The organism is Planotetraspora thailandica, from assembly GCF_016863335.1.
GTDB classification, from domain to species: Bacteria; Actinomycetota; Actinomycetes; order Streptosporangiales; family Streptosporangiaceae; genus Planotetraspora; species Planotetraspora thailandica.
The window spans coordinates 284,750-309,947 of record NZ_BOOR01000004.1; the positions used below are offsets into that span (position 1 = coordinate 284,750).

Below are 25,198 nucleotides of genomic sequence, written 5' to 3' on the forward strand. Positions count from 1 at the left end.
AGAACTCTTGAAGCTCACCGTCACGACTTTCATGACCCTCGACGGCATCGCGCAGGGACCCGGAGGTCCGGAAGAGGACCGCAGCGGCGGGTTCGAGCACGGCGGCTGGCTCGTCCCCCACGTCGATGAGGATTTCGGGCGCGCGATGAACGACTGGTTCGTTCCGGCAGACGCGTTCCTGCTCGGCCGCAAGACCTACGAGGTCTTCGCCGCGACCTGGGGCAAGGTCACCGACGAGGACAACATCGTCGCGACCAAGCTCAACACGCTCCCCAAGTACGTCGCGTCCCGCACACTCGAGAAGGCCGACTGGGCGGGCACCACGGTGCTGCGCGACGACGTCGCGGAGACCGTCGCCAAGCTGAAGGCCGAGCCGGGGCGTGAACTCCAGGTGCACGGCAGCCTGACCCTGATCCAGACCCTCATCAAGGCCGACCTCGTCGACGAGTTCCGCCTGCTGGTCTTCCCCGTCGTGCTCGGCACCGGCAAGCGGCTGTTCGGCGACATCATCCCGACCGGGTTGACGCTCCTCGACTCCAAGGCCACCAGCACCGGGGTCATGCTGCAGACCTATCAGGCCGCCGGCCGCCCGGCCTTCGCCACGGTCGCGCCGCTCGAGTGAAAGCCATCCCTGGGGGAACGGGGGACGCTTGCGATCGCCTGCTGGACGCCCAGCGGGCGATCGCTGGACGCGCCCTACAGTAGTCCGCATGACTCTGGTGCAGGTGGTCCAGCTGCTGGTGTCGCCGACACACCGGTACGCCGGACGGCCGGCCGACGGACCTGCCGCAGGCCCGGACGACGAACTGGTCCAGCGCGTGGATGTACGGCGGAACCTCGGAATCGTCGGGGACCGATACTTCGCACGGCCTGCCCACCGGGACGCGGCGATCACCATCATGGCCGCGGAGAACCTGCCAGTGGACATCAACCCGGAAGTGGACCTCCGGCAGACGCGCCGGAACATCCTGCTCCGAGGCGTCGACATCGACTCCCTTGTCGGGGAGACGATAACCCTCGACAGCGGCGAGGGCCCCGTCACGCTCGCGGTGAACCGCGCAGCGAGGCCCTGTGCGTGGATGAATGCCACCGTCGGTCCGGGCGCCCAGCGCGCCCTGCAGGGAAAGGGCGGTGTCCGGTGCACACCGCTGTCCGACGGAGTGATCACCGTCGGAGAGGCGAGCTTCCACGTCGTCACCGCGTCGCACGACACGCCATACGCGAGAAACTGACGGGATCTCCCATGCGTCGGCACTCCGCCTGATGACGGGCGGGCCTGACCTCTGGATCCCGCCTCAACCAGGCAGACCGTACGCACAGGACGTCGCTGACGCTCCCCCGCTCGCCCTCAGGAGCCGAGCGCGTGCCCTGTCGTCGCGTCGACGTGGTCAGGGATCTCGGCGTGGCGGTCGCCGACCGAGGGTGTCCCGGTGGGCTCGAACATGAGGATCGCGGCTCCGGTGGGAGCGGACGGCTTGTGCTCGGTGCCGCGGGGGACGGTGAACACCGCGCCCTGAGGGAGCCGGACCGTGCGCTCCCCGCCGGGCTCGCGCAAGGAGATGTGCAGCTCCCCGTCGAGCACCAGGAAGAACTCGTCGGTGTCGTCGTGGACGTGCCAAATATGCTCGCCCTCGACCTTGGCGACGCGGACGTCGTAGTCGTTGACGCGCGTGACGATGCGGGGGCTCCACAGGGCGTCGAAGGAGGCCAGGGCATTGCTGAGGGCGATGGGTTCGTTGCTCACGAGTGGATCCTGGCCCATCGGGCATAGGCGGCGTGAGTGCTAGGAATAGCACATGGCGCAAGAATCCTCGCACGCCGCTCATGCCTCGGGTCTGCACCGGGTCGTCGTGATCGTGGACGAGAACTCCAACCCCTTCGAGCTGAGCTGCGCGATCGAGATCTTCGGCCTGCCCAGACCCGAGCTCGGGCGCGATCTCTACGACTTCCGCCTGTGTTCCCCCGAGCCGCGCACCCTGATGCGGGACGGGTTCTTCACGCTCGCAGGCGTCGCCGACCTGGAGGCGGCCGAATCGGCGGACACGTTGATCGTCCCCAACCGTCCCGACGTCGAGGTCCCCCGCCGCCCCGCCGTACTCGACGCCATCCGGCGGGCGCATGCGCGCGGCGCCCGCCTGGTCGGCTTCTGCAGCGGCGCTTTCACCCTGGCCGAGGCAGGAGTCCTCGACGGGCGGCGGGCCACCGCGCACTGGCAGTGGGCGGATTCCTTCCGGGCCCGCTTTCCTACCGTCCGGCTCGAACCAGACGTGCTGTTCGTGGACGACGGTGACATCCTCACGGCCGCGGGGAGCGCCGCCGCGCTCGACCTCGGCCTGTACATCGTCGGCCGTGACCACGGTGCTGAGGTCGCCAACTCCGTGAGCCGACGGCTCGTCTTCGCCGCGCACCGCGACGGCGGGCAGCGGCAGTTCGTGGAGCGGCCCGTGCCCGATGTGCCGGATGAGTCCTTGGCGCCTGTCCTCGCCTGGGCTCAGGAGCGGCTGGACACCCCGCTCACGGTCTCCGACCTCGCAGCGCGCGCCTCGGTCAGTCCGGCGACACTGCATCGCCGTTTCCAGGCGCAACTGGGCACCACACCGCTGGCGTGGCTCACCGGGGAACGGCTTGCCTTGGCGTGCCGGCTGATCGAGCGGGGCGAGTCGCGCTTGGAGACGGTCGCGCGGCACAGTGGGCTGGGCACCGCCGCCAATTTGCGTGCGCTGATGCGCCGCAAGATCGGGCTCACTCCATTGGAGTACCGCCACCGATTCGGCCCGGGGACAGGCCAGGGACCGGTCTCGTCCTCCTGAAACCCATCCGCTTCTCCCCCGTGCTCATCCGGCGGCAAAGACTTCAATAAGCCGTTCCAGCTCTCGACGTAATGGCCGGTTCCCGCCTTCGGTGCGGCATACCATGCGGCTCGCCGGATCATTATGCGGAACGGATACATGAGAGTTTTGAAAATGTACAAGCGAATCACGGCCATTTTTGGTGCCGTCATAATGGCGTTCATCATGGTGCCGGCCGATTCTGTCACGGCCTCGACGTCACGTTACGAACGTTCGTTCAACTATGGGCCCGCGGAGCTCACGGCGATTTGGCATCCACTTTCCTCCGGCAGGCGACCTGTGGTCATCATGGTCCACGGCGGCGGTTGGCGTAGGGGCACACGAGAGTCGTTGAGCGGCCACGCGAGATTCATGGCCGATCGCGGATATCAGGTGTTCAACCTGGACTATCGGCTGAAAGTGCCGTGGCCCGCCCCCCGAGACGACGTCGCGGCCGCGTACGACTGGATCGCGGCCAGGGCCGGATACTTCGCCGCCGACATGTCCGATGTCGTGCTGTTCGGCGAGTCGGCTGGGGGTCAGTTGGTCACCAACCTCGGGACATTGGGACAGGCGGGATACGTGTTCCGGGGAGTCGTCGGCATGTCACCGGTGGCCGACCCCCGGATGGCGTACGAGGACGGCATGAAGCCCGACGCATCCGATCACGACAAGGTGCTTCGCGATGCGGCATTCATTCTCGCCGGTGAATGTGAACCGGTGGCATGCCCGAATAAGTGGCGGTCGATGGCGTCGAAAACGGGCGCCGGCGCAGGCGATCCGCCGATGTTGCTCATCCACTCGGCCGAGGAATGGGTCCCGTCGAAACATTCGGAGCAATTGTGCGCGGCGCTGGCACGCTACGGTGTGCCGTGCACGGTGAAGGTCTATCCCGGCAACGGTCACGCCATGGACGTCTGGAATCAATCGGCGAATGATGTGATGTCGTTCATCGATTCGGTGACGCTTAATTCGACCGAAGAGCGGGCCGGGGGTCGCGCGTTGATTACGGATGTCCTTCTCGGGGTTGCCGTAAACATCTCCACGGGAGATCCCAATACCATGCGGTAACGGCTCTAGACGGAAAATTTCCCATACCTATGGTCGAGCCCGCCTATTCGGCGGGTATGCCCGGATCGGTCGAAATATACGGATGTAACGCCACCTCGAACTGAAGCCGTAGCACGCCAGGCGTCGATGTGAGCGGTATGCCCTGACCGCGACGACACCGGGACTCCCTGAGGATCCATTGCCCGTTCGGTGGGTGCGAGGGATTCCCTGCGTCGCCACCTGGCGGCCGGCTTTTCCTGCCGAAGTCGCCTGCACCTGGCCGGATCCGGCCGGGAGGGTTCGCCGCGCTGTCGGACGTGCAGTCGCCGGCGAGCGATCCCGCCGGACGTGACTCGAGTTGGAAGAGGCGGTTCGCCGTGGCTTCGAACAGGGAATTCATGCTCACCGACGACGAGATGGAACTGCTTCCCACGGAGGAGGACGTTCATTTCTACCGGGAGCACGGCTGGTATCTGTCCAATCGGTTGTTCACCGACAAAGAGATCGACGAAGTCAGGGAAAGCACCGAGCGGTTCTACGCGGGTCATCGAGATCGACGCCTCCCGAGCAAACCGCCGGCAGTGGCGTACTGGGAGCCCCAATACGGCGACGTGCAGCGGCACAACGATTACATCGCGTATGAAAACGCCACGGTACACCGGATCCTGTGCAAGCCCCTCGTCGGCGCCGTTGCGGCTCTGCTGATGGAGACGCCCGAGGCGAGGCTCTGGAGCAGCACGCTCATCCACAAGCCGGGGCGGCGCGACGAGCCGAGCAATGTCGTCCCCTGGCACATCGACCTCCATCACTGGAGTGTCTGCACATCAGAGAATCTCGTCACCGCGTTCGTTCCGCTGCACGACTGCCGCGAGGAGCACGGAACGCTCCAAGTCATCGACGGAAGCCATAACTGGAAGGCGCTCCCCCTCGAAGCCGGCGACGACGAGACCCAGCATTTCGCGAACCGAGACCCGGAAACGCTGGAGCGAACTCTCGAGCGAAACGCGGAATACAACAACGCCGAACTCAGGAAGATCTCGCTGGCCGTCGAGAAGGGCAGGGTCAGCTTCCATCACTGCAAGACCTACCACGGCAGCGGGCCGAATCTCAGCGGCGAACCGCGGCGCGTCGTGACGGTTCGTCTCCAAGACAGGGACAACGAATACCGAGAGTTCCGCAGGCCCGACGGAGAAAAAGCCCGCTACAGCCACGACGAACTGGTCCGCCGAACCGGCGACGACCGTCCCGACTATTCCGACCCGGATTACTGCCCGGTGGTCTGGCGTGAGCCGTATCCCCGTTTCGCCGAACGCGGCCGACGGTGAAGCTTTGACTCGAAGAAAGGCAGGAATCATGAGCGGAAACGCGCCGCGAATGCGGAGCTCGCTGGACGCGGTGCCGGTATTCGAACCGGGCGTCACCCGGCTGGGGGCGGTCAGCCACCATATGAACTTCAATGAGAACCATTTCGCGCCCTTGCCGAGCGTGCTCGACGTCGTACGGGAGACCGCGGCGAGTTTCAACCGCTACCCGGACATGCTGAACAACGAACTCGTCGAAGGCATCGCCGAGCATTTCGACGTGGCGCCTGAGAACGTCGCGGTCGGCGGCGGCGGAGCAGCGGTGCTCCAGCAACTCCTTCTCGCCGTGGTGGACCAAGGCGACGAGGTCGTGTTCGCGTGGCGTTCGTTCGAGGCCTATCCGATCTTGAGCTCTGTCACCGGAGCCCGGCAGATCCGCGTGCCGCTCTCGGGCGCCGACCAGGACCTCGAGGCGATGCTCGATGCGATCACCGACCGGACGCGTCTGGTGTTCGTCTGCAACCCGAACAACCCGACAGGCACCGCGGTCGATCACACGGCCCTGGACGCCTTCATCGACCGTGCCCCGGAACACGTATTGATCGTTCTCGACGAGGCCTATCGGGACTTCGTGCGGGCTCCCGAGATCCCGGACGGCATCAGGCGATATCGCGACCGGCCGAACGTCGCCGTGCTGCGCACCTTTTCCAAGGCGTACGGCCTCGCCGGCCTGCGGGTTGCTTTCACGGTGGCGCATCCGGCGGTCGCGCGAGCCGTACGCAAGACGGCACTGCCGTTCGGCGTCACCCGGCTGGCCGAGCGCGCCGCCCTGGCCTCCTTGCGGGCGGCGGACGAGCTCTCCGCGCGGGTGGAGGCGATCGTGAAGGAGCGAGAGCGTATGCGCGGCGCTCTCCGCGCACAGGGATGGCCGGTGGCCCAGAGCGAGGCGAACTTCCTCTGGCTGTGCACGGGAGAACGGTCGGCCGAATTCGACGAGGCATGCCAGCGCGCGGGCGTGCTCGTCCGGGCGTTCCCCGGCGAGGGGGTCCGGATCACGGTCGGGGCCGAACCCGCGAATGACATCGTCCTGTCCATCGCCGCCGAATTCGCCCGTTCATGACGTCGCCGACGCCTTCACGGACCAAGCCGTCGCCGATGATGCTGGCGATCCTCATCTCGCTCACCATCGGCGGCCTGATGTCGTCGGACATCAACCTGCCGGGGATGAACGCGACGGCGATGTCCTTGGGCGTGCCGGTGTCCGCCGTACAGGCGTCGTTCGGGCCCTATCTGATCGGGTTGCTGGTCGCCCAGTTGCTCTACGGGCCGCTGTCCGACGTGCACGGCCGCCGGCGGCCGATTTTGATTGGATTCTCGGTCTACGCGCTGGCGTCGCTGGCGTGCGCCTTCCCCGCGGACATCACCGTCTTCACGGCGGCCAGGCTGCTTCAGGCACTCGGCGCCGGCGCCGGCCTGGTCGTCGCCAGAGCGATGATCGGCGACCTGTACGACCGGGAGACCGCGGCGCGGGTTCTGGGTCTGATCATGCCGTGGTTGGGCGCTTCGCCGGCCTTCGCGCCGTTCATCGGCGGCTACTTGACGGAGTGGTTCTCATGGCGAGCACCATTCCTGTTCACCGCCGCCTTGGCCGCACTGACCGTGGTCGCGGCGTTTTTGCGGCTGCCCGAGTCCCGGCCGCACGCGGCGCGAACCAGTCGTCTGCGGGAGACCGCCGGGAACTACCGGAAGCTGATCGACAACCCCGGTTTCTGGCGTTACGGCGTGAACCTGGCCATGGGATACGCCGTATATACGGGCTACCTCGTCGGCTCGCCGGCGATCTTCCACAGAATGGGTCTCAGTGCCGCGGCCAACGGCTATTGCTACATCTTGATGTCGGTCGCTTTCATATCCGGCAACCTGGTTTCTCGCCGGTTGGTGAAAAGCACTCCCATCGACGAGCTGCTGACACGTGCGCACCTCATTTTCGCGGGAGGGGCGCTGGCTTTTCTGGTGTTCTCGCTGCAGAGTCCGCTGAACCTGTGGCCGATGCTCATCCTCATGGCGGTGGTCAACGTCGGCAACGGATTCATCTTCCCGTTGTCGGTGGCAGGCGGAGTGACCGGTTTTCCCGCTTTCCCGGGTGCGGCATCCGGCCTGCTCGGGGCGTGTCAGATGGGTGGCGGAACCGTGGCGTCGCTCATCGTCAGCATCAGCCCCAAGGACAGCCGCAGCATGAGCCTGTTCGTGGCGGCGTGCGCGATCGCCGGTGTCGCGGCGTTCCTCGCCCTCCGCAGGCCGGTTCATCCGCGGGTCGTCACCGGCCGAAGCTCCCGCGCCGCACCGGCGGACGCCTCCGGCGGGCACGAGTAGCGGAACTGCCCAGGTTCGAGGCCGACAGCGCGGTCCGGTTCTTCGCCCGGCACTTCGGCCGAGCGGTCACCTCGCCGGCTTGACGTGAGCGGTAGCGGCGTCCGGCTTGTCAGCCGGACGCCGCTACCGGTGAGCAGTCAGCGCTTGCACTCCAGGGCCTTGAGGTTGACGGCGTCGCCCATCGCCGCGTATCCGGCGTCGCTGGGGTGAAGGTGGTCGCCGCTGTCGTAGAGCGGAAGGAATCGCTGCGGGTCGGCGGGGTCACGCGTCACTTTGTCGAAGTCGACCACGCCGTCGAACTCACGGCTGTGGCGGATGAACTCGTTGGCCGCGGTGCGGATGGCCTCTTTCTGGTCCGTGTACGAGCCCAGTCCCTTGAAGGGGGTCATCGTGGCACCCAGGATGCAGGTGCCTTCGGCGTGCGCCCGGGCGATCAGCTGCCGGTAGGCGGCGATCAGCTGATCGCCGGAGGTGGCCTGGCCGCCGTTGATGTCGTTGATGCCCTCCATCAGGATCACCGTCCGGACCCCTGGCTTGGCGAGCACGTCCCGGTCGAACCGGGCCTGCACGCTCACCCCGGCGCCGTCGGCCAGCACTCTGTTCCCGGAGATGCCCTCGTTGAGCACGCCCATCTGCTTGGGCCGGGGGCCGTCCAGGAGACGGCCGGCGAGCACGTCCGGCCAGCGGCGGTTGGCGCCCGGCGTCGATCGCAGGCCGTCGGTGATGGAGTCGCCGAGGGCGACCACCGTGCCGACCGTCTTCGGCGCACTCACGACGACGCTGTCGACCCAGTACCAGCGGCTGATCGTCGTCGTGAACGCGGCGCCGTCCTCCTCTGCGGAATGGTCGCCCTCCGACGACACGTACGAGGTCTGCGTGGCGAGGTTGTGCCCGGTGACCGTGCCGCTCGCGCCGCGAACGTACAGGCTGACCGCGAGGGTCTGCTGGGGTGCGTACGTGCCCGGCAGGGGGTCGCTCAGAACCTGGGCGCCGGCCGGCACTGTCACCGACGTGCTGCCGCCGAAGGTCAGTTGACGGTTCGTACCGGGCACGACCGCCGCACCGGTCTGCTGCAGGCCGACGTACGCGCCGCCGAACACGACCGGCTGGGTGCCGAAGGCGTTCGACAGCGAGATCCGCAGCCCGCTTCCGCCGACGCTGGTGTGCACGATGTTCCGCACCGTCTGCTCGGTCATCGTGACGGGGGTCCGGTCGGCGCTGGCCCCCCATGTTCCGACTTCGTGCAGTGGCTGGCCCGTGGGCTTGGGGTTCTTCTGGTCGACCGCGGCGGCGGCGTGGGGCGACAGGGCCAGGCCGGCCACCGCCATCACCACCACCGCGCAGCGTGCGGCGATGGACGAGCCCTTCTGGTTCCGACGTCTTCTCACCACTGTGGTTTCCTCTTCCGGTTGTCGGCGTTCCGGGTGGATGTGATCTTTTGTGAACGTATGAGCCGTTTGCCCGGTCGGGAATGGGGGCCGCGCGTGGGTGCGGTGAACGGCCGCGCCTCGTCTGCCTGTGGGGGGTCGCCCGCGGCAGGCGGCAGCAGAGGCGCGACGAATGGTTGCAGGAGTAAATGAGGAGTTCCTCCGGTGTTTTTTCGACGGCCTCGTTTTCGCAAGGCGAATACAGGTCGGATTTCACCGGGCGAATTTGTCGAGCTGAAACGACACCGAGCTCCGCTGATATGCGGAAACGCGAGTTATGCTGACCGCATCATGCGCAGATCAACGCGGCGGCGTGTCGAAGCGGCGTTACGACGTGTGCACGACGACGACACCTTGCTTGAATTCTTCGCCCTCTTGCTCGACGGCACCGTGTTCGTGCTCGCACGACCGGGGCAACAGGGGGAACCACCGATCGCCCTGCTCATGTTGGGATCGGAAGACGGGGATTTCATGCCCTGCTTCACCTCATGGGCCAAAACCCGTGACACCCGCGCCGCGCTCCCCGACGTGGCAGCCGCCTACGAGGTGGGCGAGGTGGAGACCCGGGCCTTCCTCGGCTCGACGTGGGGTCGAGGGGTCGTCCTCAACCCGCATTCGCCCGACAGCCTGACCTTCGAACCCGGCATGGTCGACCGCCTCATCGACGCCGTCGACGACACCGTGACCGTGTTGCGCACAGGCGACGTGACGCTTCCCGGCGAGATCCTCACGGAACTGGCCCGGAGGCTGGACGCCACACCGGGGGTGCTGTCCGCACACGTGGGCTGGATCTACTACCCGCCGGGCCCGCAGCAACTCACCATGGTCGTCCTCGCCCGGGATCCCGGCAGCGTCGACACCACGCCGTACCGGCTGCCCGGCGGAGAGGAGATCCACATCCTCACGCCGGCCACGGCCGAGGGGAATCTCCTGTCCTCCGTCCCACCGTTCTACGTACGGGCCTGATCCGTCCGGCGCGCGGGCTGAATGGCCTGGGCGACTTCGCGCGGGTGCGTCAGCTGGGGATGGTGTCCCGCGCCGGCGATGACGGTGAGGGTGACATGCGGAAGCGCGTCCAGCAGCATGCGCCCGTCGGGGGTGAGCGGGTCATCGGCTCCCACGACGACATGCAGGCGGCCGGTGTACTGCCGCAGCTTGGCTTGAAGGTCCCTTCGCCACTGGCGTCTGCCCGAGTCGGCCAGGAGCCGGGCGACGTTGGCCGCGGTGCCGCCGTACCGAAGGTCCGCGACGCTCGACTGGAGTGCCGCCGCTTGTGCCGCGTCACCGGTGAGCCTCTTCGCCAGCGCCGTCGAACGGATCCGGCGCAGGTGCCAACGGGCCAGGGGCGCCCACCGTGAGATGAGCCCGGCTCGCGCCTGGAGGAAGAACGGAGACACGAGTGTGAGCCGGCCGACCAGGTCGGGGCGGCCCACCGCCATCTCCAGGGCGGCCGCCGCGCCTACGGAGTGGCCCACCAGGTGGCGAGCGCCTGTCTCCGTCACGAGCGCGGCCAGCCAGCTCGGCCAGTCGCCGGGGCGTCCACGGCTCATCCCCAGGCCGGGAAGGTCCACGACGCGTGCGTCGCGCAATGCCTCGCTTACGGGAGACCAGGTGTCGGCGTTCACCGGCACGGCCGCAAGCTCGACGGCCTTCTCGCCGAGCGTCTCCTTCCCCTCAGGAAAGTGGAAGTACAACGACCCCCTGGGAGCACGTGCGTGTTCGACCACGGTCTGTGGAGTAAGCACGTCCGACGCGGCGATCGGCGGCCTCAGGCGGTCAGGTGCTGCGCCGCCACGGTGGCGCCGTCGCTGCGTATGGCGCCGGCCACGGTTCGGGCGCGGTCCGCCACGTCAGGTCGCAGGGCATGGCGGAGGGCGGTGACGAGCGAACCGGCGGTCGGCTCAACAGGTGGGTGGGCCTGGCCGATCCCGAGGTCGTGGATCCTCTGCGCCCAGTAGTGCTGGTCGTACAGCTGGGGCACGACGACCTGGGGGACGCCGGCTCGCGTGGCCGCGGTCGTGGTGCCTGCCCCGCCGTGATGCACGACGGCGGCGACGCGGGGAAAGAGCGCCTGCTGGTTGACCTCCGCGATGGGCAGGCAGTCGATTTCCTCCACCGGGGCCAGGTCGGCCCAGCCTTTGGACACGATCGCGCGAAATCCCAGCTCCCTCGCCGCCTCTACCATCGCGCGGCCGGTCTCCTGGGTGGCGCGCATGCTGCCGAAGCCGAAGTAGACGGGCGGCTTGTCCGCCTCAAGGAACGCCTCCAGGTCGGCAGGCAGCGGACGCTCATCCCGCAGGATCCAGGCGCCGGTCTGCAGCACCTCCAGGTCCGCAGGCGTCGGCCAGGGTCCCAGCGTCGCGTCGGCGGCCAGCAGCGGGTGATCGGTGAAGATGTGGCTTTGCACGTCGGCGACCGGGTTCAGACCGGCCGCCGTCCGCTGCTCGTTGAGCGCGGCACCGAAGGTGTCGTTCCAGCGCCGCGCCTCCTGCTCCCACAGGGCGCCGTAGTCGGCCGACTCCCCCGCCGGGGTCTCCCCCAGCCGCGACAGATGGGGAGGCGCGTGGCGGGCGGACGGCAGGGTGATCGGGCAATAGGCGGCGAAGAAGTAACGGATGCCTCTCAGCTCGGCGATCGAGCGAGTGGCTATCTGCAGCGATCCGGCTCCCACGATGGCGTCGCAGTCCTCGGCCGCCGCGCCGACCGTCTCGAACTGACCGGCGACCGTGGCCGCCGCTATCTGACGGAGGGCCTCGGGTGAGGGCGCCGGGGAGGGCCGTGGGGATTTCGCGGTGTTGCGCACCTCGGGTCCGATCGGCACGAAGGACAGCCCGTAGCCGTCGATCAGGTCGCGGAAGTCGGGTGGCGCGCACAGCCGAGGCTCGTGACCGAGGGCCCGCAACTCCAGCGCGAGGGCCAGCAACGGCTGAACATCCCCGCGCGACCCGATCGTCGACAGCAGCACACGCATCGAATCTCCTCATCGTGTCCGTGAGCCTGTACGGCCCGCGGACCTGGGAGTATGCGCCATCACCGGGGGCTTGTGGCAAGTACCCCCTCCTGGTATAGCTTGAAAATGCGAGGGTTTGATCGTTACGCACCGCCGAGGCGCTCGCCAGGCCGCCCCCGATCTAAAGCTCCGCACCGGTTTGCTGACGCGGTCGCGCCGGGCAGGCCCGGTTAGTGCACCTTCACCAGGTAACTGGCGATTGCGGCGAGCACGATATCGCCGTGGACCGCGGAGCCGTCCGCAGCCCAGCACACGTAGCCGTCGGGACGGATGAGCAGGGCGGCAGCGCCCAGATCGTCGGCGCACGTGGCGCGGACGAGGTCGACTCGCGGCGGGAGCCGGAGGCCGGCCGGGACGGTTCCGGCCAGATCGAGCAGGACGGCATGCCCTGAGCCGAACAGCCTCGACAGCCGGGTGGAGCCGGCTTCAGTGACGAGGTCGGCGTCCGGCATGCGCTGCCCGGTGAGCGGATGATCGCCGGGCAGCGGGTAGCGCAGCGAAAGGCCGGACATCAGTCCCGCGAGGTGGCGGTTGGCATCGGGCAGGCGCAGCAAGTCGATGAAGATGTCACGCAGGGCGGCCACGTCCTCGCTCGGTTTCGGATCTGCCAGGACGCGCTGCGCCGACGTGTGATGCAGGACCTGGGCTCCGGCCGGATGCCGTTCGGCGTGGTAACTGTCCAGGAGGCCGCCCGGCGCCCGGTCCTGGACGGTTGCGGCCAGTTTCCAACCGAGGTTGAACGCGTCCTGTATGCCGAGGTTGAGCCCCTGGCCGCCCAGCGGCGGGTGGATGTGCGCGGCGTCGCCCGCGAACAGAACGCGACCCGCGCGGTAGTGCTCCAGTTGCCGAGTGGCATCGCTGAACCGCGACGAGTTGTCCACGGCGCCGAGGGTGGTCTCATCGCCGTACACGGCCTGGAGCGCGGCCGCGATCTCCTCGTGGGTGATGGGGAGGTCATGGATGATGTTCGCCTGGTCCGCACGCCCGAAGGTGAACCGGTACCGGTCGCCGCCGAGAGGGGCCAGCATGGCCCAGTAACCGCCCGCTTGACGGATCAGCGTGCTCATATGTCCTATCTGCTGCGGCACCAGCGACGAAACGGTGGACAGGCGGATGTCGGCCAACACCGCCTGATGGGTCCCGGGCCTACCGGGGAACGGCAGCCCGAGCAGTTTCCGCACCGTACTGTGGCCGCCGTCGCACGCCGCCATATAGCGCGCCCGCACCTGCAGACCGTCCGCCGTCACGACCACACCGTCGTTGCCCGACGCAACCTCTGAGACGGCAGCGCCGCGCAGAACCCGCGCGCCGGCGGCGATCGCCCGCTCTTCGAGCACTTCCTCGATCCCCCACTGAGGGAACGCGATCGGGAAAGGATGCCTGGTCTGCCAGGGGGTGCAGTCCAGGGGCACGGGCAGGGCCGCGAAGTGCCCGCCGATCGGATCACGCGGCGTTGCCCGGCGCAGCAACGGTTCCAGCAGTCCGCGCAACTCCAGCAGCTCAGCGGTGCGGGGCTGGATCGAACCGCCCTTCACCTGCTCGATGCGCTCGGTCTGCTTCTCCAGCACCAGGGTCTCGACCCCTACCAGGGCCAGTTCGCACGCCAGCATCAGTCCGGTCGGGCCGGCGCCCGCGATGACGACCTCGGTCTCGATCTCGGCCAACACCTTCACTCCCTCTCGCCTCGGAGTAAATGTATACCAGGTGCAGAAATATCCTCAGGGCAGCATTCTGCTACGGTGGGCGTCGTGGACGGCAAGCCAGGGCTACGGGAACGAAAGAAGCAGCGGACCCACGCGGCGATCTCCGAGGCGGCGATCACGCTGTTCCTCGAGCACGGCTTCAACCAGGTCTCGGTAGCCCAGGTGGCTGAGGCGGCCGAGGTGTCGAAGCGCACGCTCTTCGCCTACTTCCCGGCGAAGGAAGACCTCGTGGCGCATCGCCTCGCCGACCACGAGACCGAACTCGCTCGCGTCGTGAAGGCCGGTCCGCCCGGCACCGCCCCGCTGACCACACTGCGCGAGCACTTCCTCCAAAGGCTGCGCGAGCGCGACCCGATCACCGGCCTCAACGACCATCCCCAGGTGCTCCGGCTCACCCGGATGATCCTCGACACACCATCATTGGTGGCCCGGATGGATCGGTTCAAGACCGGCGCCGAACGCGCACTCGCCCAGGCCTTGCAGGAAACGGCAGACACTCCGGAACTCACGGCGCGGCTGGCAGCCGTCCAGATCGTCGCGGTCCAATGGGCGCTGGCAGGTGACAACGCCGAACGCCTCACGTACGGAGAGTCGGCCGACGCACGCTATGCGGGAGCGGTGGCCGACGCGGAACATGCGTTCGCGCTGCTGGAGAACGGATTGCGGCAACTGACCGGCAGCGACTCGTGGCCCTCCGATCAGCCGGGAGATGCTGGTCGCAGCTCGGCCGGGCAATCCGGCCGGTCCGCGAATGGCAGCGCGATGTCTCGAAGCACACTCCGATAAGCAGCCCATACGGCCCGGGCCGCGGGTTCCCGCTCCGACTGATCGACGACGGCCGCCGCTCTCTCCAGGATCTTGCGCTTGGACGCGATGTCGGCCAACGCCCAGTCCGGATCCCAGAATGAGATGTGATCGGCACACTCCGGAGAGATGTTGTCGGTGATGAGCTCGCCCCGGGCGCTCCGTACGAGCGGCGTCTTCGGCCCGTCGTGAGGAGCCTCCTTCTGCCAGTGTCCGCTGTGCCCGCGCGCGCCCAACGCGACCTGCTCAGCGTCACGGAGGCAGCCTTCGAGGAACGTGAGCGTGACCGACGCTCTGGAGCTCCCATCGGACCCGCTCGCTGCCTTCCCCGCCCACCGCACCGAGATCCGCATCGGCTACGCCCGCGTCTCCACGTCTCCACTGCGGGGCAAAAGCTCGAGCGCCAGATTGACGCGCTCAAGACCGCCGGATGCCGGCGCATCTTCGCCGACAAGAATGCCGGCAAGAATGCCGATCGCCCCGAGTTGGCCGCCTGCCACGCCTTCCTGGCCGCCGGCGACACCCTCGTCGTGCCGGAACTAGCCCGCTACGGCCGCTCTCTGCAAGACCTGATCACCATGGTCGGCGATCTTCGTAAGCTGGCACGGCTGATCTGCTCCACACCAGCACACGAGATCGCGCCCGGCGAGCTCGGCCCGCGCCCGGGCCACAAGTTCGCGGTCTACCGGTTGTGCCCCCGGTACCCGCCCGCCAGGACGCCTCGGGCTGAAGGCCACCATCGAGTCGATGGTGGCCTTCAGCGTCTCCACGGTTAGGGAGACACACCTGCGCGTACCTCTTCTGTGTCACATCTTTCGGCCCGCAGATTCTCCTGCAGGGTGCACTCCGGCCAGCGCAAGGGTGAGCAGCCGGTCGGCCTGGGCCGCGCCGTCGGGTTCCTGCTCAACGGCCAGGCAGATGGCGTTGACGAGTTTGAGCAGGTCCGTGATCGAGACGTCGGGCCGCGCAGCGTTCGCCCGGCAGGCGCGGGCCAGCAGGTCCGCTCCGGCGTTGATGATCATCGTGTGACAGGTGTCGCCCAGCGCGGGATCGCCGTCGTGCGCCCCCCGCATCAGCGAGGCGGCCAGGCCCCGGTTGGACACGGCGTGCCTGGCGACGGCTCCCAGCCAGGTCACCAGCGCGTGCCACGGATCGGGGTCGACGGCCAGGTCGGCGGCGGCGGCACACAGGGCCTCGACCTTGTCGCGGAAGACCGCCTCCAGCAGCCGCTGCCGGGAGGGAAAGTGCCGGTGCAGCGTGGCCGAGCCGACGCCGGCGCGCCGGGCGATCTCCTCCAGGGACGCCTCGGCTCCGTGCTCGGCAATAGCTTCGGCGGCCGCGGCCAGGATGCGGTCGTAGTTGCGGCGCGCGTCCGCGCGCATCGGCCGCGCGGGCGAGGTTGTACGGCTGTCTAGCGGCATGGGATCTCCGGCGGGCTTGCAAAACGGGGTGGCCCTCCATATCGTACTCACCCAGAACCGGAGGGCCACCCCAGTTAGGTAGGTGGCCGTCGGCATGCCTACCGTTTGGAGACACATCGTGAAGACCATCGTGGTGGTGGGAGCGACCGGCCTGCAGGGCCGAGCCGTGACAGCGCAACTGCTCGCCGACGGCTGGCAGGTACGGGCGATAACGCGCAATCCGGACGCCCCGGCGGCCCGGGCGCTGGCGCAGGCGGGCGCCGAGCTCGCCCGCGCCGAGATGGACGACGTCGCCTCACTCATCGGCGCGGCCGAAGGCGCCTACGGCCTGTTCAGCGTGCAGCCCACCGTCGGCTCCCCCGGCACCCCGGCGGGCTTTTCCGCCCAGGACGAGGTCCGCTGGGGCCGCAACGTCGCCGACGCAGCACACGCCGCCGGTGTGCGGCACCTGGTCTACGCCTCGCTCGCCGGCGCCGGCCGCCACAACACCGAGAAACTGCCGCAGAACACGATCAACAAGTGGCGGATCGAACAACACATCACCCGGCTGGGCCTGCCCGCGACCTTCCTGCGCCCGGTCTCCTTCATGGAGAACTACACCGGCGCCTACCACCTGCACGACGGCACCGTGGCCACCGCATTCTCGGCCGACGTACCCCAGCAGATCATGGCCGTCGACGACGTCGGCGCCTTCGCCGCCCTGGCCTTCTCCCGCCCTGATGAGTGGATCGGCCGCGCGGTCGACCTGGCCGGGGATGAACTGACCCCACGCCAGATCGCCGCCGACATCTCCGCGTCCATCGACCGGCCACTGCCGTACATCCAGATCCCGATCGAGGCGATTGCCCAGGCCGGCGCGGAATTCGCCTACGCCTACACCTGGCTCAACGACCGCGGCTACCGCGCCGACGTCGCCTTCACCCGCGCCCTACACCCCGGCCTGATGGACCTGCGCACCTGGCTGCAGCGGACGGGAGCAGCCCAGATCGCCGGCTTCCTGGCCGCTCAGGACACCGCCGAACAGGACCGATGAACGCGCTCGTGCTCGGACGGGTCGGCATCTAGGCGGGCGAGATGGACCGCTATCCCGCCCTCGCCCTGCGCCAGTCGGCCGCCGCCATCGAGGACTTCGGCTATCCGAACCCCGCCCTGGTCACCGACGTGCGCGGTCACCGCTTCGGCCCGCCGGGATTCCCGTGACCGGGGCCGCGCTGTACGGGGCGTCCGTGCTCGTGGCCTGAACGCCCACCGCGGGTGATTCACACCCGGCGCGATGTGGCGCATATCACATCGCCGAAGAGCCACATTCGGAGGGCCAGTTGCCTCTATATGCCAGGGGATCAAGGTCGATCAGCCGGGTCATCCCCTCGTGGAACGCATCGCACTATTGGAGGGGCAAGTGAAGCACTACTTGGCAAGGACGTTGGGTTCGCTGTTCAGGCGGGCGGGGGGTTTGTCCGCTGTCACAGCGCAGACCACCATCGTGGGGCCCGTCTCGTCAGCGGCGGTGCGGCCGTCGCATGGGGCGACATCCTGGAGGAGGCGTTCCGCTGTGATCGCGGCGTTCGCCGCCTCCCTGTTCGCCACTGTCGGCGCCCTGTCTCCCGCGTCGGCCGCCACTCCCACCTACTGGGTCTACGAGAGCCAGTACAACGGCGGCTGCCTGACAGCCTCGGCTTCTGATGGCAGCGTTTTCATAGCCCCCTGCCAGGGGTGGCTGTCGCAGGACTGGGACTGGATCGGCAGCACGTACAACGGACAGCACATGCTCATGAGCCGGACGAGGGCTCTGTGCCTCACGACCGACCACAAGTCAGACCGGAACACCGTCTGGCTGAGCACGTGCCAGACCGGCGCTCTGGGCCAGTACTGGGACAACGACTTTCCGGACTACCTTTTCGCCGATGACCGGTTCGGGTTCGCGGATAGTCTGCGGGTCTCTCCGGGGTACACCACGGTCTACTCCTCCAATGAGAGCACTGACTTGGCCTACGGCATCCCCAACTCGACCCATCAGTGGTGGAGAGCCTCTCATCAGTGAGCCTCTTTCCCCCTGATGTGGCCGGACGCAGGGTGATCGCGGGCGACGTGTTCGCCGTGTAAGTCGAAGAAGCTCCTGGAGATTCACATCAGCCACGATGTGCATCCCCAGGAGCGCATTGCCATACCGACCGTGGAGCGGCCGGCGCTCCCGCTCAAGCCCCATGGCGGAGATGATCAACATGAACCGCGAAACACGAGAAACCGCAGCTCATCCCGGCCGATGTCGGGGAACGACCGCAGCTGCTCCAGTTGATCCTCGGAGAACAACCGCGTCGACACCGACCACCTCCACGACGTACCAGGTAAACGGTACGAACCGTAACGGAGGTGATCAGAACGCCCGACACTGACCCCGCATCACTACAGGTCAGCGATATCCGTTGTTTTTTCGGCCAGGAATACCGGGACCCAACATGGCCGAGGCCAACCAGATCCTCACCGACCTGTCTGAGCGCGGTGTCCTGTTCGGCCTGGGCGCCTCGGTCTACGACTGGAGCGACCCATTCGGCCGCCTGTTCCTGCAGACCCTGGCCATGGTCGCGGAATTCGAGGCCAACCTCGGGCACATGCGTACCCGCGAGGGCATGGCCCTGGCCAAGAAGAACGGCAAGCTCAAGGGCAAGCAGCCCAAGCTGCCCGAACCCGCGCGACGCTCCATTCGCCGCCGCTACGCCCAAGGCGAGGTGTCCCTCGCCGACCTGGCCACCGAGTACAGCGTCGGACGCTCCACCATCCACCGCATCATCCACGGTGCCGGACAAGACCCGGCGTAGGCATCTGACCTGCGCATACTCCCCATCGAGAGACATCAGAACGAAATGTAGCGGTAAGACATCGCCCGCCAGCCGCTCAGCGGGACTTTTCGTTCCGATGTTCGTCAGCCCCCGGTAATGCGGGTATTCGGTCAGGGCCGGCAGACGCGCCGCACGAGGTCCTGCCAGCTCTCCGCAAGTTGCCGCTCCGCCTCCGCGGCGGCTTGGCTGAGATCGGCCGCCGACAGGTAGAGCAGAAGAGGCCCGTCCAGGGCAGCGGTGAGCTGAATGGCCAGGATGTCGAGATTGGCCGAGCCGAGGCTGATCTGCCCGAGCAGCATTCGGATGTGCATCCGGGACACGGGCATCTGCACGCCCACCGGCACCGACTGCCGGCCGTCCAGCGTGCCGCGGCCGATCTCGCGATGCTCGATCAGGAAACCGACCCGGGCCCGGCCGTAGGCGATAAGGCGCTCCATCGGCGGCGCGCCCGGGCCCAGGGGTGGCGGGCCGGAAAGCACCTGCTCCTGGAAGGCGCGCTCCGCGTCGTCCATCAACGCCTGGAAGATCCCCGCGCGGGTGCCGAAGCGGCGGAACACCGTTCCCTTGCCCAGTCCCGACCGTTCGGCGAGCGCGTCCATGGTCAGCCTGTCTGCGCCCAGTTCGGCGAGCATCTCGCGGGCCGTGGCCACCAGGTGCATCCGGTTGCGCGCCGCATCGGCGCGCTCAGTGGGCGGCGTCCCCCACGACATCTCCACGGGCCCACCTTATCGGCACCATACTAAGCGGGGTAAAGTCCGGTTATCGTGTCGCGGGCACTCGTGCGCCGGCGCCTGCCACCCGCCCCACGACCGGAAGAAACAGGCGGCCCCGCCGCCTGACAACCCCACTATCAAGGAGCAGCAATGACCATGACCGATGCCTCGGAGCGCTTCACCGCGCTTCCTGATGACAAGACGCTCGACGCGACGGTCGTCGCACTCGAAGAGCATGGGTTCACCGTCGAGGTCGTCGACGACCTCGACGCCGCGCGCCGCGCGGCCCTGGCCCGCATCCCGCAGGGCTCCTCGGTGATGACCAACACGTCGGTGACGTTGCTGGAGACCGGCATCGACGATGCGATCAACGACGGCGGGCCGTACGAATCGGCGCGCAACAAGATGATGGCGCTCGACTTCCAGACACAGGCGCAGGACATGAAGGCGATCGCCGGCCAGCCCGACTATGCCCTGGGCAGCGTCCACGCGGTCACCCGCGACGGAACGCTCGTCATCGCCTCAGCCTCGGGGAGCCAGTTCGCGTCGTACGCCTGGGGCGCGGCCAATGTCATCTTCGTCGTCGGAGCGCAGAAACTCGTCCCCACGCTGGATGCGGCGCGCGAGCGGGTCTACCAGCACAGCCTGAAGCTCGAGGACGCCCGAGCGCAGGCCGCGTACGGACAACACAGCAGCGTCGGGAAGATCCTGGAGATCCACCAGGAACTCCCCGGCCGCATCCACGTCATCCTGATCCGGCAGTCCGTCGGCTTCTAGCCTGGCGTTTCGGCCCGCAAGGGTTCTCCGCCGAGTCGCGATGCGGCTCGGCGGAGCCGTCGCCGGCGAACGACGACCCTTCACCTTCGGGGCGTCGTCGTGGAATCGGGTGTTGTGCGGCAAAGCCTCGGCAACCCTCGAAGCCGAGCCTGGCTGATCAGGTCCGTGAATGCTCGTATGCCTTCCGTAGGTGTCACGTGACAGCCGTGCACGGTCGCCGTCTCGCAGTCGGCCCGTGTGGGTCATTGCATCGGCCCGCTCGCACGGCGCCCTCACCGGAAGGATCTTCGGATGGTTCAGCGCCCCATGCGCTTGGTTGTCGCTCTCGCCGCCGCCTCCACCGCCGTCACGGTTTCCGGACTTGTCGCCGGGCAGGCGGGTGCGGCCCCTCAACCTGGGATCCGCCAGGTCTCGGTCTCATCACTCGAACCGCTCCCGCCGAGCCTCCCCCAGACGCCGCCCACCACGGCGACGGACTCCGCCAAACAGGAGCCCACAGGTGTCCTCACCAGCAAGAACGCTCAGGCCACCGGTGCCCTCGACGCGCATGACACGAAGAAGCTCCGCAAGAAGCTGCGCGAGGTCAGTGTGCTCCTGGAGCAGGTGAAGCACCGGCATCTGGACTCGGCCTTCAGCAAGTACACCGAGGCCATGGGGCCGCACAACTGAGCCGCGTGCCACCCCGGGCGGTCAAACATGCCCTGCTCCTAGCGTCGGAACAGCCGCGGCCAGTTCGGAGGGGCGGGCCGCGGCTGTGGGTGCTGGGTTGGTTTTAGGGTGAAGATCATTTTGCCCCAAACCCAGCGCCTTTACAATGTAGATCAGTAATGATCTAAGCCGAACCGCGCCGACCGTCGGAACCTGCCCATCCGAAACCCCTCCAGGGTCCTTCCACCTCCGCCCGGCCGTCGTCGTCACGGGGCCGCTCCGCGTCGCGTCCTCCCCTCGGCCCGCGAGGAGGATCGAACTGGATTTTGGCGGTAGTCCGGCGGGGTTGTGTCGCACACCGATCGCTGGCGGGGCGTCCCGTCGCGCTAGCTTCTTTGGGCGAGGCGTTGGAGTTGCCCTTCGTGCACGTCGCTCACCCACTCCCAGCCAGGCTTGGCCGATGGGCCGACCCGTGGGTCGGCGGGGACTTGGCCGTTCCGCAACGCGAGTACGTACGCCCGATCCTGGTCGATCCGTGCCTGCACCTGGCCGGATCCGCCGACGGACCCGTGGCCGGGGACGACAGTATCGACGCTGCCCGCCACGCTCTCGAGCAACCGCAGCGCGGCGAGATAGTCCTCGACCGGGTCAACGGTGCCGTTCACGTCGAGCATCGGAATCAACACGTCGGACAACATGTCGCCGGCGACGAGAACCCGGTGTTCCTCAATCAGCAGCGCCGCGTGGCCGGGTGCATGGGCCTGATGCTCGAGGATCCGCACCACCGGGCCATCCCACGGAATTCGTGCAGTTGCCTCGGGCAGGCCGGTAATGTTCCCGAGCAGTTCCAGCGGCACGTCCTCGGGGATGCCGAGCCGGACCGGATCGATCCCGCCCGCCAGCCGGTCTCGGGCAGTAGTCGCGCAAAGCGCGGTGCCGTAACGCGGCGCTCCGCCGAGGCTCGCGTGCCAGAGCAGGTGATCCCAATGCGAATGCGTCGAGAAGCCAGCCACCACGGCCTGACCCACATCGGACAGGTCGTTCACGAGGCACGCCATCTCATCGCCGTGGATCCCGGCGTCGATGAGCAACACGCCATCCCGGCCCAGCACGACAACGGCGTTGCTCTGGCAGAACTCGCTCTCATGGACCCACACACCCTGTGCGACCTGCCTCAGCATTGGCCGGCCTCGAGCTCATTGCGGATCGCGTAGCGGTGCATCGTGACGCCCTGCTCGAACGAGCGCTGCTCGAGCAGGGCAAGCTCGATCGGCACGTCGTATTCGTCGCACAGCGGCCTGCCGAAGCCGAGGATCGCGGGATGGGTGCAGAGCAGCAGCTCGTCGAGCAGCTTGGCGCGGAGCGGCTGTGTTGCCAGCGCCGCGCCACCCACACCGATGGTGCCGTCGGTCTGGGCACGGAGGGCGGCGAGCTGCTCGTCGGCATCAAGGGTCTTTTCGCCGTTGTCGGGAAGCATGCGTGCATGATGCCAGGACAGTCCGACAAAGACCGGGCGATCGCGTGAAGGCAAAACGGCATCAACCGTCGCCATTAGGAACGCGACGGCGAGCGCTGTTTCAAAAGCGATGTGATGAGCGCGGCCAGGGGTTGCGTAGTCCCGATCCAACACATGACGCATGTCGCGCTCCGACACTTGCATAAGCCTCTGCAGCGCAGCCTAAGGATCTCCATGAACCAAGCTGTTGTACTTGGTCACCGCAGCTGTGAACCCTTCAAGGATGTCGCCATCAGAGATTGGCATCAAAGTGACGAGACGTTCACTGGATCGACTGCGAAATGTTGAGAACCACCGAGACAACCGTTGCAGGTCATCGCGGTGGTTCAGGGTTTTGCCGCAGGTAGCGGCACAGCGTGATTAGTCGAGGCAGAACTCGTTGCCCTCAACGTCCTGCATGACCAGGCACGACTCGTTCTCCTCATCGGCAGGAAGGAGCCGCACGCGTACCGCGCCGAGCGGGATCAGCCGCGCGCATTCGGCCTCAAGGGCCGCCAAGCGCTTCTCCCCCACCAGCCCGGTGCCGACCCGCACGTCAAGGTGCAGCCGATTCTTGACGACCTTGCCTTCGGGAACGCGCTGGAAGTACAGCCGCGGACCCGCGCCCGAGGGATCACTGCATGCGAACCATGAATCCCGCTGCTCAGGCGGCAGCGTGCGATTGAAGTCGTCCCAACTGGCAAACCCCTCCGGTGGCGGCGGTGCGACGTACCCCAGCACCTCGCACCAGAAACGAGCAACGCGCTCAGGTGATGCGCAGTCGAAGGTGACTTGAATCTGCCTCACTGATGCTCCCACGGAATAATCCTCCCATAGGTTGCCATACGTCCCGCGATCACCAACTCAGAACGTCGGACGGACCATACGATCGCCGGGGCCGATCAGAGCGACTGTCCTTGATCGCGCTTGCGGCACCACGGCTGATGCTGCCTCCAGCCTTCCGATGGTCAGTCGCTACTGGCCGTTCCGATCCTCCTCACGGGCCTTTTCGGTTGCTCAGGCGAAATCAGTTGGCGGGTTTGCCGAACCAGCGGGAGAGGTGGTCGTCCAGGTCCTGCTGATCGTCGCCGATCCAGGCGACGTAGCCGTCGGGGCGTAGCAGGACGCACGGAACATCCAGTACCGCAGTGGGATCCGCGAGGTAATCGACCCGGTCTGACCAGCCGCCGACGGTCAGGCGTTCGGTGCGGTCCAGCAGCAGGCCGCGGCCGCGATGCAGCAGACCGTAGAGGTGGCCCTGTTTCACGTCGATGTCGCGCAGGCGGCGGCCGAGCAGGTCGGGGCCTTCGCCGAAGTCGTAGCGGATGCCGATCGCGGTGATCTTCTCGATCAGATGGCGGTTCACCTCGTCGAAGTCCATCAGTTCGGTGAGCAGCCTGCGCACGGCCTGCGGGCCCGGTTCGGTGGACAGCAGTTCCATCTGGGCGCGGGTGTTGTCCAGCACGTCCTCGGCGACCGGATGACGTTCGGCCTGGTAGGTGTCCAGCAGTGTTTCCGGCGCCCAGCCGCGGATCTGTGCGGCCAGTTTCCAGCCGAGGTTGAATGCGTCCTGAACGCCCAGGTTGAGGCCCTGTCCGCCGATGGGTGGATGGATGTGTGCCGCATCGCCGGCAAGCAGCACCCGCCCGACCCGATAACGTTCGGCCAGCCGGGTGGCATCCCCGAAGCGGGACAACCAGCGCGGGGAGTGCACGCCGAAATCGGTTCCGGCGATGGTGCGCAACTGTTGTTTGAAATCCTCGAGGGTGGGCGGTTCCGCGCGATCGCTGACTCCCGCGGCGGGGACGACGACGCTATAGACCCTTCCGCCGAAGGGCCTGAGCCAGAATCGCTTATGGGTCTCGTGGACTTCGGCCACCTTGGCGGCGATCTCTTCCTGCGGCACACCCACTGCCATCTCGCCCATCAGCGTCTCGGTCCGCGAGGGCTCGCCGGGGAAGCCGACACCGAGCAGTTTGCGCACCGTACTGCGCCCGCCGTCACAGCCGATGAGATAGCGCGCACGCAGCTGTTCCCCGTCGGCCAGCTTGACGGTCACACCCTCGTCGTCCTGCTCGAAATCGGCCACCGCACAACCGCGCCGGACCTGCGCACCCAGTTCGATCGCATGTTCTTCGATCAGGCGTTCAATGACCGGCTGCGGGATGCCCAGCAGATAGGCGTATGCGGTATCCAGGCCCTTGGGCGCGGGTTTGGTGATGGCGGCGAAGAATCCGCCGGCCGGACGCTGTCTTCCGTGTTCGAGAATGCGATCCAGCAGTCCGCGCATCGCCATCAGCTCGATACTGCGAATATGCAGACCGACTATGCGGACGAATGACTTGGGCTCGGTTTCCTTCTCCAGAACGAGTACCCGCACATCGTGCAGCCGCAGTTCGGCGGCCAGCATCGCACCGGTCGGCCCGCACCCGGCAATGATCACGTCGAACGTGAGAGGCGCGCGATCGGCGCCGGAGGTCGGCGACCAGAGTCCGGGGACGTCGCCCACGACGAAGTCGCGTTCGACCATGCCGTTCGAGGACGACTCGGCGGTGAACTGAGAGTGCATAGGTGTTGCCTTTCGGGAGTGCCTTGTTGTCCAGGCGCTCCCGGCGATACCTACGTCAATCGCCCGGCCGTGACGGGAAGGGGGAGCACCCACATCGATACAGCGTTCATGGGTCTCACCTCCTCGGGCGGTGTCACGGTCAACTGCAAGCTACAAGCCCGATCATCACCCCGTCCAATCCTTTCCCAGCCACGTGATCACGACTCCAAACGGGCCCGTGCGGTTGCAGGTCCAGTCCACCG

At 67.3% G+C, this 25,198-nt stretch carries 28 protein-coding genes; 16 read left to right on the plus strand and 12 right to left on the minus strand.

Annotated elements, in window-relative coordinates; all coding sequences use genetic code 11:
* Positions 1-7 precede the first annotated feature (7 nt).
* Positions 8-622 (plus strand): dihydrofolate reductase family protein, encoded by a 615-nt coding sequence (locus Pth03_RS02235; protein WP_203942367.1) that lies wholly within the window; start codon positions 8-10, stop codon positions 620-622.
* An 88-nt stretch (positions 623-710) separates the two neighbouring features.
* Positions 711-1,232 carry a hypothetical protein gene (locus tag Pth03_RS02240; protein ID WP_203942368.1) on the plus strand — a complete coding sequence of 174 codons (522 nt, stop codon included), beginning with the start codon at positions 711-713 and terminating at the stop codon, positions 1,230-1,232.
* A 116-nt stretch (positions 1,233-1,348) separates the two neighbouring features.
* Here the strand turns inward: Pth03_RS02240 and Pth03_RS02245 are convergent, their stop codons facing one another.
* Positions 1,349-1,744, minus strand: coding sequence for a cupin domain-containing protein (locus Pth03_RS02245; protein WP_203942369.1), 396 nt, complete (start codon positions 1,742-1,744; stop codon positions 1,349-1,351).
* 52 nt (positions 1,745-1,796) lie between these two features.
* Between Pth03_RS02245 and Pth03_RS02250 the strand changes: the two genes are divergently transcribed.
* The 5 genes from Pth03_RS02250 to Pth03_RS02270 all read left to right on the plus strand — a co-directional run bounded on the left by Pth03_RS02250 (position 1,797) and on the right by Pth03_RS02270 (position 7,552).
* Complete coding sequence (locus tag Pth03_RS02250) at positions 1,797-2,810, plus strand: GlxA family transcriptional regulator (RefSeq protein WP_203942370.1); 1,014 nt, start codon at positions 1,797-1,799, stop codon at positions 2,808-2,810.
* A 153-nt stretch (positions 2,811-2,963) separates the two neighbouring features.
* Positions 2,964-3,899, plus strand: a complete 936-nt coding sequence (locus Pth03_RS02255) for an alpha/beta hydrolase (RefSeq protein ID WP_203942371.1) — start codon at positions 2,964-2,966, stop codon at positions 3,897-3,899.
* A gap of 377 nt (positions 3,900-4,276) precedes the next feature.
* The gene (locus Pth03_RS02260) at positions 4,277-5,203 is read left to right on the plus strand and encodes a phytanoyl-CoA dioxygenase family protein (protein ID WP_203942372.1); all 927 of its coding nucleotides are present in this window, start codon (positions 4,277-4,279) and stop codon (positions 5,201-5,203) included.
* A gap of 28 nt (positions 5,204-5,231) precedes the next feature.
* Positions 5,232-6,299, plus strand: coding sequence for a histidinol-phosphate transaminase (locus tag Pth03_RS02265; RefSeq protein ID WP_203942373.1), 1,068 nt, complete (start codon positions 5,232-5,234; stop codon positions 6,297-6,299).
* Positions 6,296-7,552, plus strand: a complete 1,257-nt coding sequence (locus Pth03_RS02270; RefSeq protein ID WP_203942374.1) for a multidrug effflux MFS transporter — start codon at positions 6,296-6,298, stop codon at positions 7,550-7,552. The genes Pth03_RS02265 and Pth03_RS02270 overlap by 4 nt, the downstream gene beginning before the upstream one ends.
* 137 nt (positions 7,553-7,689) lie before the next feature.
* Here the strand turns inward: Pth03_RS02270 and Pth03_RS02275 are convergent, their stop codons facing one another.
* Positions 7,690-8,940 carry an SGNH/GDSL hydrolase family protein gene (locus tag Pth03_RS02275; RefSeq protein ID WP_203942375.1) on the minus strand — a complete coding sequence of 417 codons (1,251 nt, stop codon included), beginning with the start codon at positions 8,938-8,940 and terminating at the stop codon, positions 7,690-7,692.
* A 330-nt stretch (positions 8,941-9,270) separates the two neighbouring features.
* On the opposite strand from Pth03_RS02275, the gene Pth03_RS02280 reads away from it, so the two are divergent.
* Positions 9,271-9,945: an SseB family protein gene (locus tag Pth03_RS02280; protein WP_203942376.1), complete on the plus strand. Its 675-nt coding sequence runs from the start codon at positions 9,271-9,273 to the stop codon at positions 9,943-9,945.
* Here Pth03_RS02280 and Pth03_RS02285 read toward each other — a convergent pair.
* The 3 genes from Pth03_RS02285 to Pth03_RS02295 all read right to left on the minus strand — a co-directional run bounded on the left by Pth03_RS02285 (position 9,930) and on the right by Pth03_RS02295 (position 13,656).
* Complete coding sequence (locus Pth03_RS02285) at positions 9,930-10,706, minus strand: alpha/beta fold hydrolase (protein WP_203942377.1); 777 nt, start codon at positions 10,704-10,706, stop codon at positions 9,930-9,932. The two genes, Pth03_RS02280 and Pth03_RS02285, sit on opposite strands and share 16 nt — an antisense overlap.
* A 41-nt stretch (positions 10,707-10,747) precedes the next feature.
* On the minus strand, positions 10,748-11,950 hold the full coding sequence (locus Pth03_RS02290) for a glycosyltransferase (protein WP_203942378.1): 1,203 nt from the start codon (positions 11,948-11,950) through the stop codon (positions 10,748-10,750).
* Positions 11,951-12,159: 209 nt separating this feature from the next.
* Entirely contained in the window at positions 12,160-13,656 is a 1,497-nt protein-coding gene (locus Pth03_RS02295; protein ID WP_239118695.1) for an FAD-dependent monooxygenase, read from the minus strand.
* 81 nt (positions 13,657-13,737) lie between these two features.
* On the opposite strand from Pth03_RS02295, the gene Pth03_RS02300 reads away from it, so the two are divergent.
* Entirely contained in the window at positions 13,738-14,478 is a 741-nt protein-coding gene (locus Pth03_RS02300; protein ID WP_203942379.1) for a TetR/AcrR family transcriptional regulator, read from the plus strand.
* On the opposite strand, the gene Pth03_RS42410 is transcribed toward Pth03_RS02300, so the two are convergent.
* On the minus strand, positions 14,391-14,732 hold the full coding sequence (locus Pth03_RS42410) for a DUF6221 family protein (RefSeq protein ID WP_373318476.1): 342 nt from the start codon (positions 14,730-14,732) through the stop codon (positions 14,391-14,393). The two genes, Pth03_RS02300 and Pth03_RS42410, sit on opposite strands and share 88 nt — an antisense overlap.
* Here Pth03_RS42410 and Pth03_RS41230 point away from each other — a divergent pair.
* Complete coding sequence (locus Pth03_RS41230; RefSeq protein ID WP_239118696.1) at positions 14,706-15,272, plus strand: recombinase family protein; 567 nt, start codon at positions 14,706-14,708, stop codon at positions 15,270-15,272. The genes Pth03_RS42410 and Pth03_RS41230 overlap by 27 nt on opposite strands.
* Before the next feature lie 30 nt (positions 15,273-15,302).
* Here Pth03_RS41230 and Pth03_RS02315 read toward each other — a convergent pair whose 3' ends face one another.
* A complete protein-coding gene (locus tag Pth03_RS02315) occupies positions 15,303-15,917 on the minus strand; it encodes a TetR/AcrR family transcriptional regulator (protein WP_239118697.1) in 615 nt (204 codons plus the stop codon).
* Positions 15,918-16,035: 118 nt separating this feature from the next.
* On the opposite strand from Pth03_RS02315, the gene Pth03_RS02320 reads away from it, so the two are divergent.
* The 4 genes from Pth03_RS02320 (at position 16,036) to Pth03_RS02330 (ending at position 18,733) form a co-directional block, all read left to right on the plus strand.
* Positions 16,036-16,950 (plus strand): NmrA/HSCARG family protein, encoded by a 915-nt coding sequence (locus Pth03_RS02320; protein ID WP_203942380.1) that lies wholly within the window; start codon positions 16,036-16,038, stop codon positions 16,948-16,950.
* Positions 16,951-16,991: 41 nt separating this feature from the next.
* Positions 16,992-17,117, plus strand: coding sequence for a hypothetical protein (locus tag Pth03_RS41965; protein WP_275413013.1), 126 nt, complete (start codon positions 16,992-16,994; stop codon positions 17,115-17,117).
* Between the two features lie 352 nt (positions 17,118-17,469).
* Positions 17,470-17,958: an RICIN domain-containing protein gene (locus tag Pth03_RS02325; protein WP_203942381.1), complete on the plus strand. Its 489-nt coding sequence runs from the start codon at positions 17,470-17,472 to the stop codon at positions 17,956-17,958.
* 415 nt (positions 17,959-18,373) lie between these two features.
* Positions 18,374-18,733 carry a recombinase family protein gene (locus Pth03_RS02330; protein ID WP_239118698.1) on the plus strand — a complete coding sequence of 120 codons (360 nt, stop codon included), beginning with the start codon at positions 18,374-18,376 and terminating at the stop codon, positions 18,731-18,733.
* Positions 18,734-18,864: 131 nt separating this feature from the next.
* Here the strand turns inward: Pth03_RS02330 and Pth03_RS02335 are convergent, their stop codons facing one another.
* Positions 18,865-19,464 (minus strand): TetR/AcrR family transcriptional regulator, encoded by a 600-nt coding sequence (locus tag Pth03_RS02335; protein WP_203942494.1) that lies wholly within the window; start codon positions 19,462-19,464, stop codon positions 18,865-18,867.
* Positions 19,465-19,617: 153 nt separating this feature from the next.
* Here Pth03_RS02335 and Pth03_RS02340 point away from each other — a divergent pair, with 153 nt between their 5' ends.
* On the plus strand, positions 19,618-20,244 hold the full coding sequence (locus Pth03_RS02340) for an LUD domain-containing protein (protein WP_203942382.1): 627 nt from the start codon (positions 19,618-19,620) through the stop codon (positions 20,242-20,244).
* Between the two features lie 306 nt (positions 20,245-20,550).
* On the plus strand, positions 20,551-20,913 hold the full coding sequence (locus Pth03_RS02345; protein WP_203942383.1) for a hypothetical protein: 363 nt from the start codon (positions 20,551-20,553) through the stop codon (positions 20,911-20,913).
* 365 nt (positions 20,914-21,278) lie between these two features.
* Here Pth03_RS02345 and Pth03_RS02350 read toward each other — a convergent pair whose 3' ends face one another.
* The 4 genes from Pth03_RS02350 to rox all read right to left on the minus strand — a co-directional run bounded on the left by Pth03_RS02350 (position 21,279) and on the right by rox (position 24,956).
* Positions 21,279-22,073 (minus strand): MBL fold metallo-hydrolase, encoded by a 795-nt coding sequence (locus Pth03_RS02350; RefSeq protein ID WP_203942384.1) that lies wholly within the window; start codon positions 22,071-22,073, stop codon positions 21,279-21,281.
* Positions 22,067-22,546: a dihydrofolate reductase family protein gene (locus Pth03_RS02355; protein ID WP_239118699.1), complete on the minus strand. Its 480-nt coding sequence runs from the start codon at positions 22,544-22,546 to the stop codon at positions 22,067-22,069. The genes Pth03_RS02350 and Pth03_RS02355 overlap by 7 nt, the downstream gene beginning before the upstream one ends.
* 222 nt (positions 22,547-22,768) lie before the next feature.
* Entirely contained in the window at positions 22,769-23,206 is a 438-nt protein-coding gene (locus tag Pth03_RS02360) for a VOC family protein (RefSeq protein WP_203942386.1), read from the minus strand.
* A gap of 208 nt (positions 23,207-23,414) precedes the next feature.
* Positions 23,415-24,956, minus strand: a complete 1,542-nt coding sequence (gene rox, locus Pth03_RS02365) for a rifampin monooxygenase (RefSeq protein WP_203942387.1) — start codon at positions 24,954-24,956, stop codon at positions 23,415-23,417.
* Between the last annotated feature and the right edge of the window lie 242 nt (positions 24,957-25,198).

What these genes read in the sequence shown, in the direction of transcription:
- Pth03_RS02255 (WP_203942371.1), top strand. Translation starts at nt 2,964, where the DNA reads ATGTACAAGCGAATCACGGCCATTTTTGGTGCCGTCATAATGGCGTTC.
- Pth03_RS02240 (WP_203942368.1), top strand. Translation starts at nt 711, where the DNA reads ATGACTCTGGTGCAGGTGGTCCAGCTGCTGGTGTCGCCGACACACCGG.
- Pth03_RS02270 (WP_203942374.1), top strand. Translation starts at nt 6,296, where the DNA reads ATGACGTCGCCGACGCCTTCACGGACCAAGCCGTCGCCGATGATGCTG.
- Pth03_RS02290 (WP_203942378.1), bottom strand. Translation starts at nt 11,950, where the DNA reads ATGCGTGTGCTGCTGTCGACGATCGGGTCGCGCGGGGATGTTCAGCCG.
- Pth03_RS02315 (WP_239118697.1), bottom strand. Translation starts at nt 15,917, where the DNA reads ATGCCGCTAGACAGCCGTACAACCTCGCCCGCGCGGCCGATGCGCGCG.
- rox (WP_203942387.1), bottom strand. Translation starts at nt 24,956, where the DNA reads ATGCACTCTCAGTTCACCGCCGAGTCGTCCTCGAACGGCATGGTCGAA.
- Pth03_RS41965 (WP_275413013.1), top strand. Translation starts at nt 16,992, where the DNA reads ATGGACCGCTATCCCGCCCTCGCCCTGCGCCAGTCGGCCGCCGCCATC.
- Pth03_RS02350 (WP_203942384.1), bottom strand. Translation starts at nt 22,073, where the DNA reads ATGCTGAGGCAGGTCGCACAGGGTGTGTGGGTCCATGAGAGCGAGTTC.
- Pth03_RS02345 (WP_203942383.1), top strand. Translation starts at nt 20,551, where the DNA reads ATGCGCTTGGTTGTCGCTCTCGCCGCCGCCTCCACCGCCGTCACGGTT.
- Pth03_RS02280 (WP_203942376.1), top strand. Translation starts at nt 9,271, where the DNA reads ATGCGCAGATCAACGCGGCGGCGTGTCGAAGCGGCGTTACGACGTGTG.
- Pth03_RS02250 (WP_203942370.1), top strand. Translation starts at nt 1,797, where the DNA reads ATGGCGCAAGAATCCTCGCACGCCGCTCATGCCTCGGGTCTGCACCGG.
- Pth03_RS02260 (WP_203942372.1), top strand. Translation starts at nt 4,277, where the DNA reads ATGCTCACCGACGACGAGATGGAACTGCTTCCCACGGAGGAGGACGTT.
- Pth03_RS02335 (WP_203942494.1), bottom strand. Translation starts at nt 19,464, where the DNA reads ATGTCGTGGGGGACGCCGCCCACTGAGCGCGCCGATGCGGCGCGCAAC.
- Pth03_RS02340 (WP_203942382.1), top strand. Translation starts at nt 19,618, where the DNA reads ATGACCATGACCGATGCCTCGGAGCGCTTCACCGCGCTTCCTGATGAC.
- Pth03_RS02265 (WP_203942373.1), top strand. Translation starts at nt 5,232, where the DNA reads ATGAGCGGAAACGCGCCGCGAATGCGGAGCTCGCTGGACGCGGTGCCG.
- Pth03_RS02330 (WP_239118698.1), top strand. Translation starts at nt 18,374, where the DNA reads ATGGCCGAGGCCAACCAGATCCTCACCGACCTGTCTGAGCGCGGTGTC.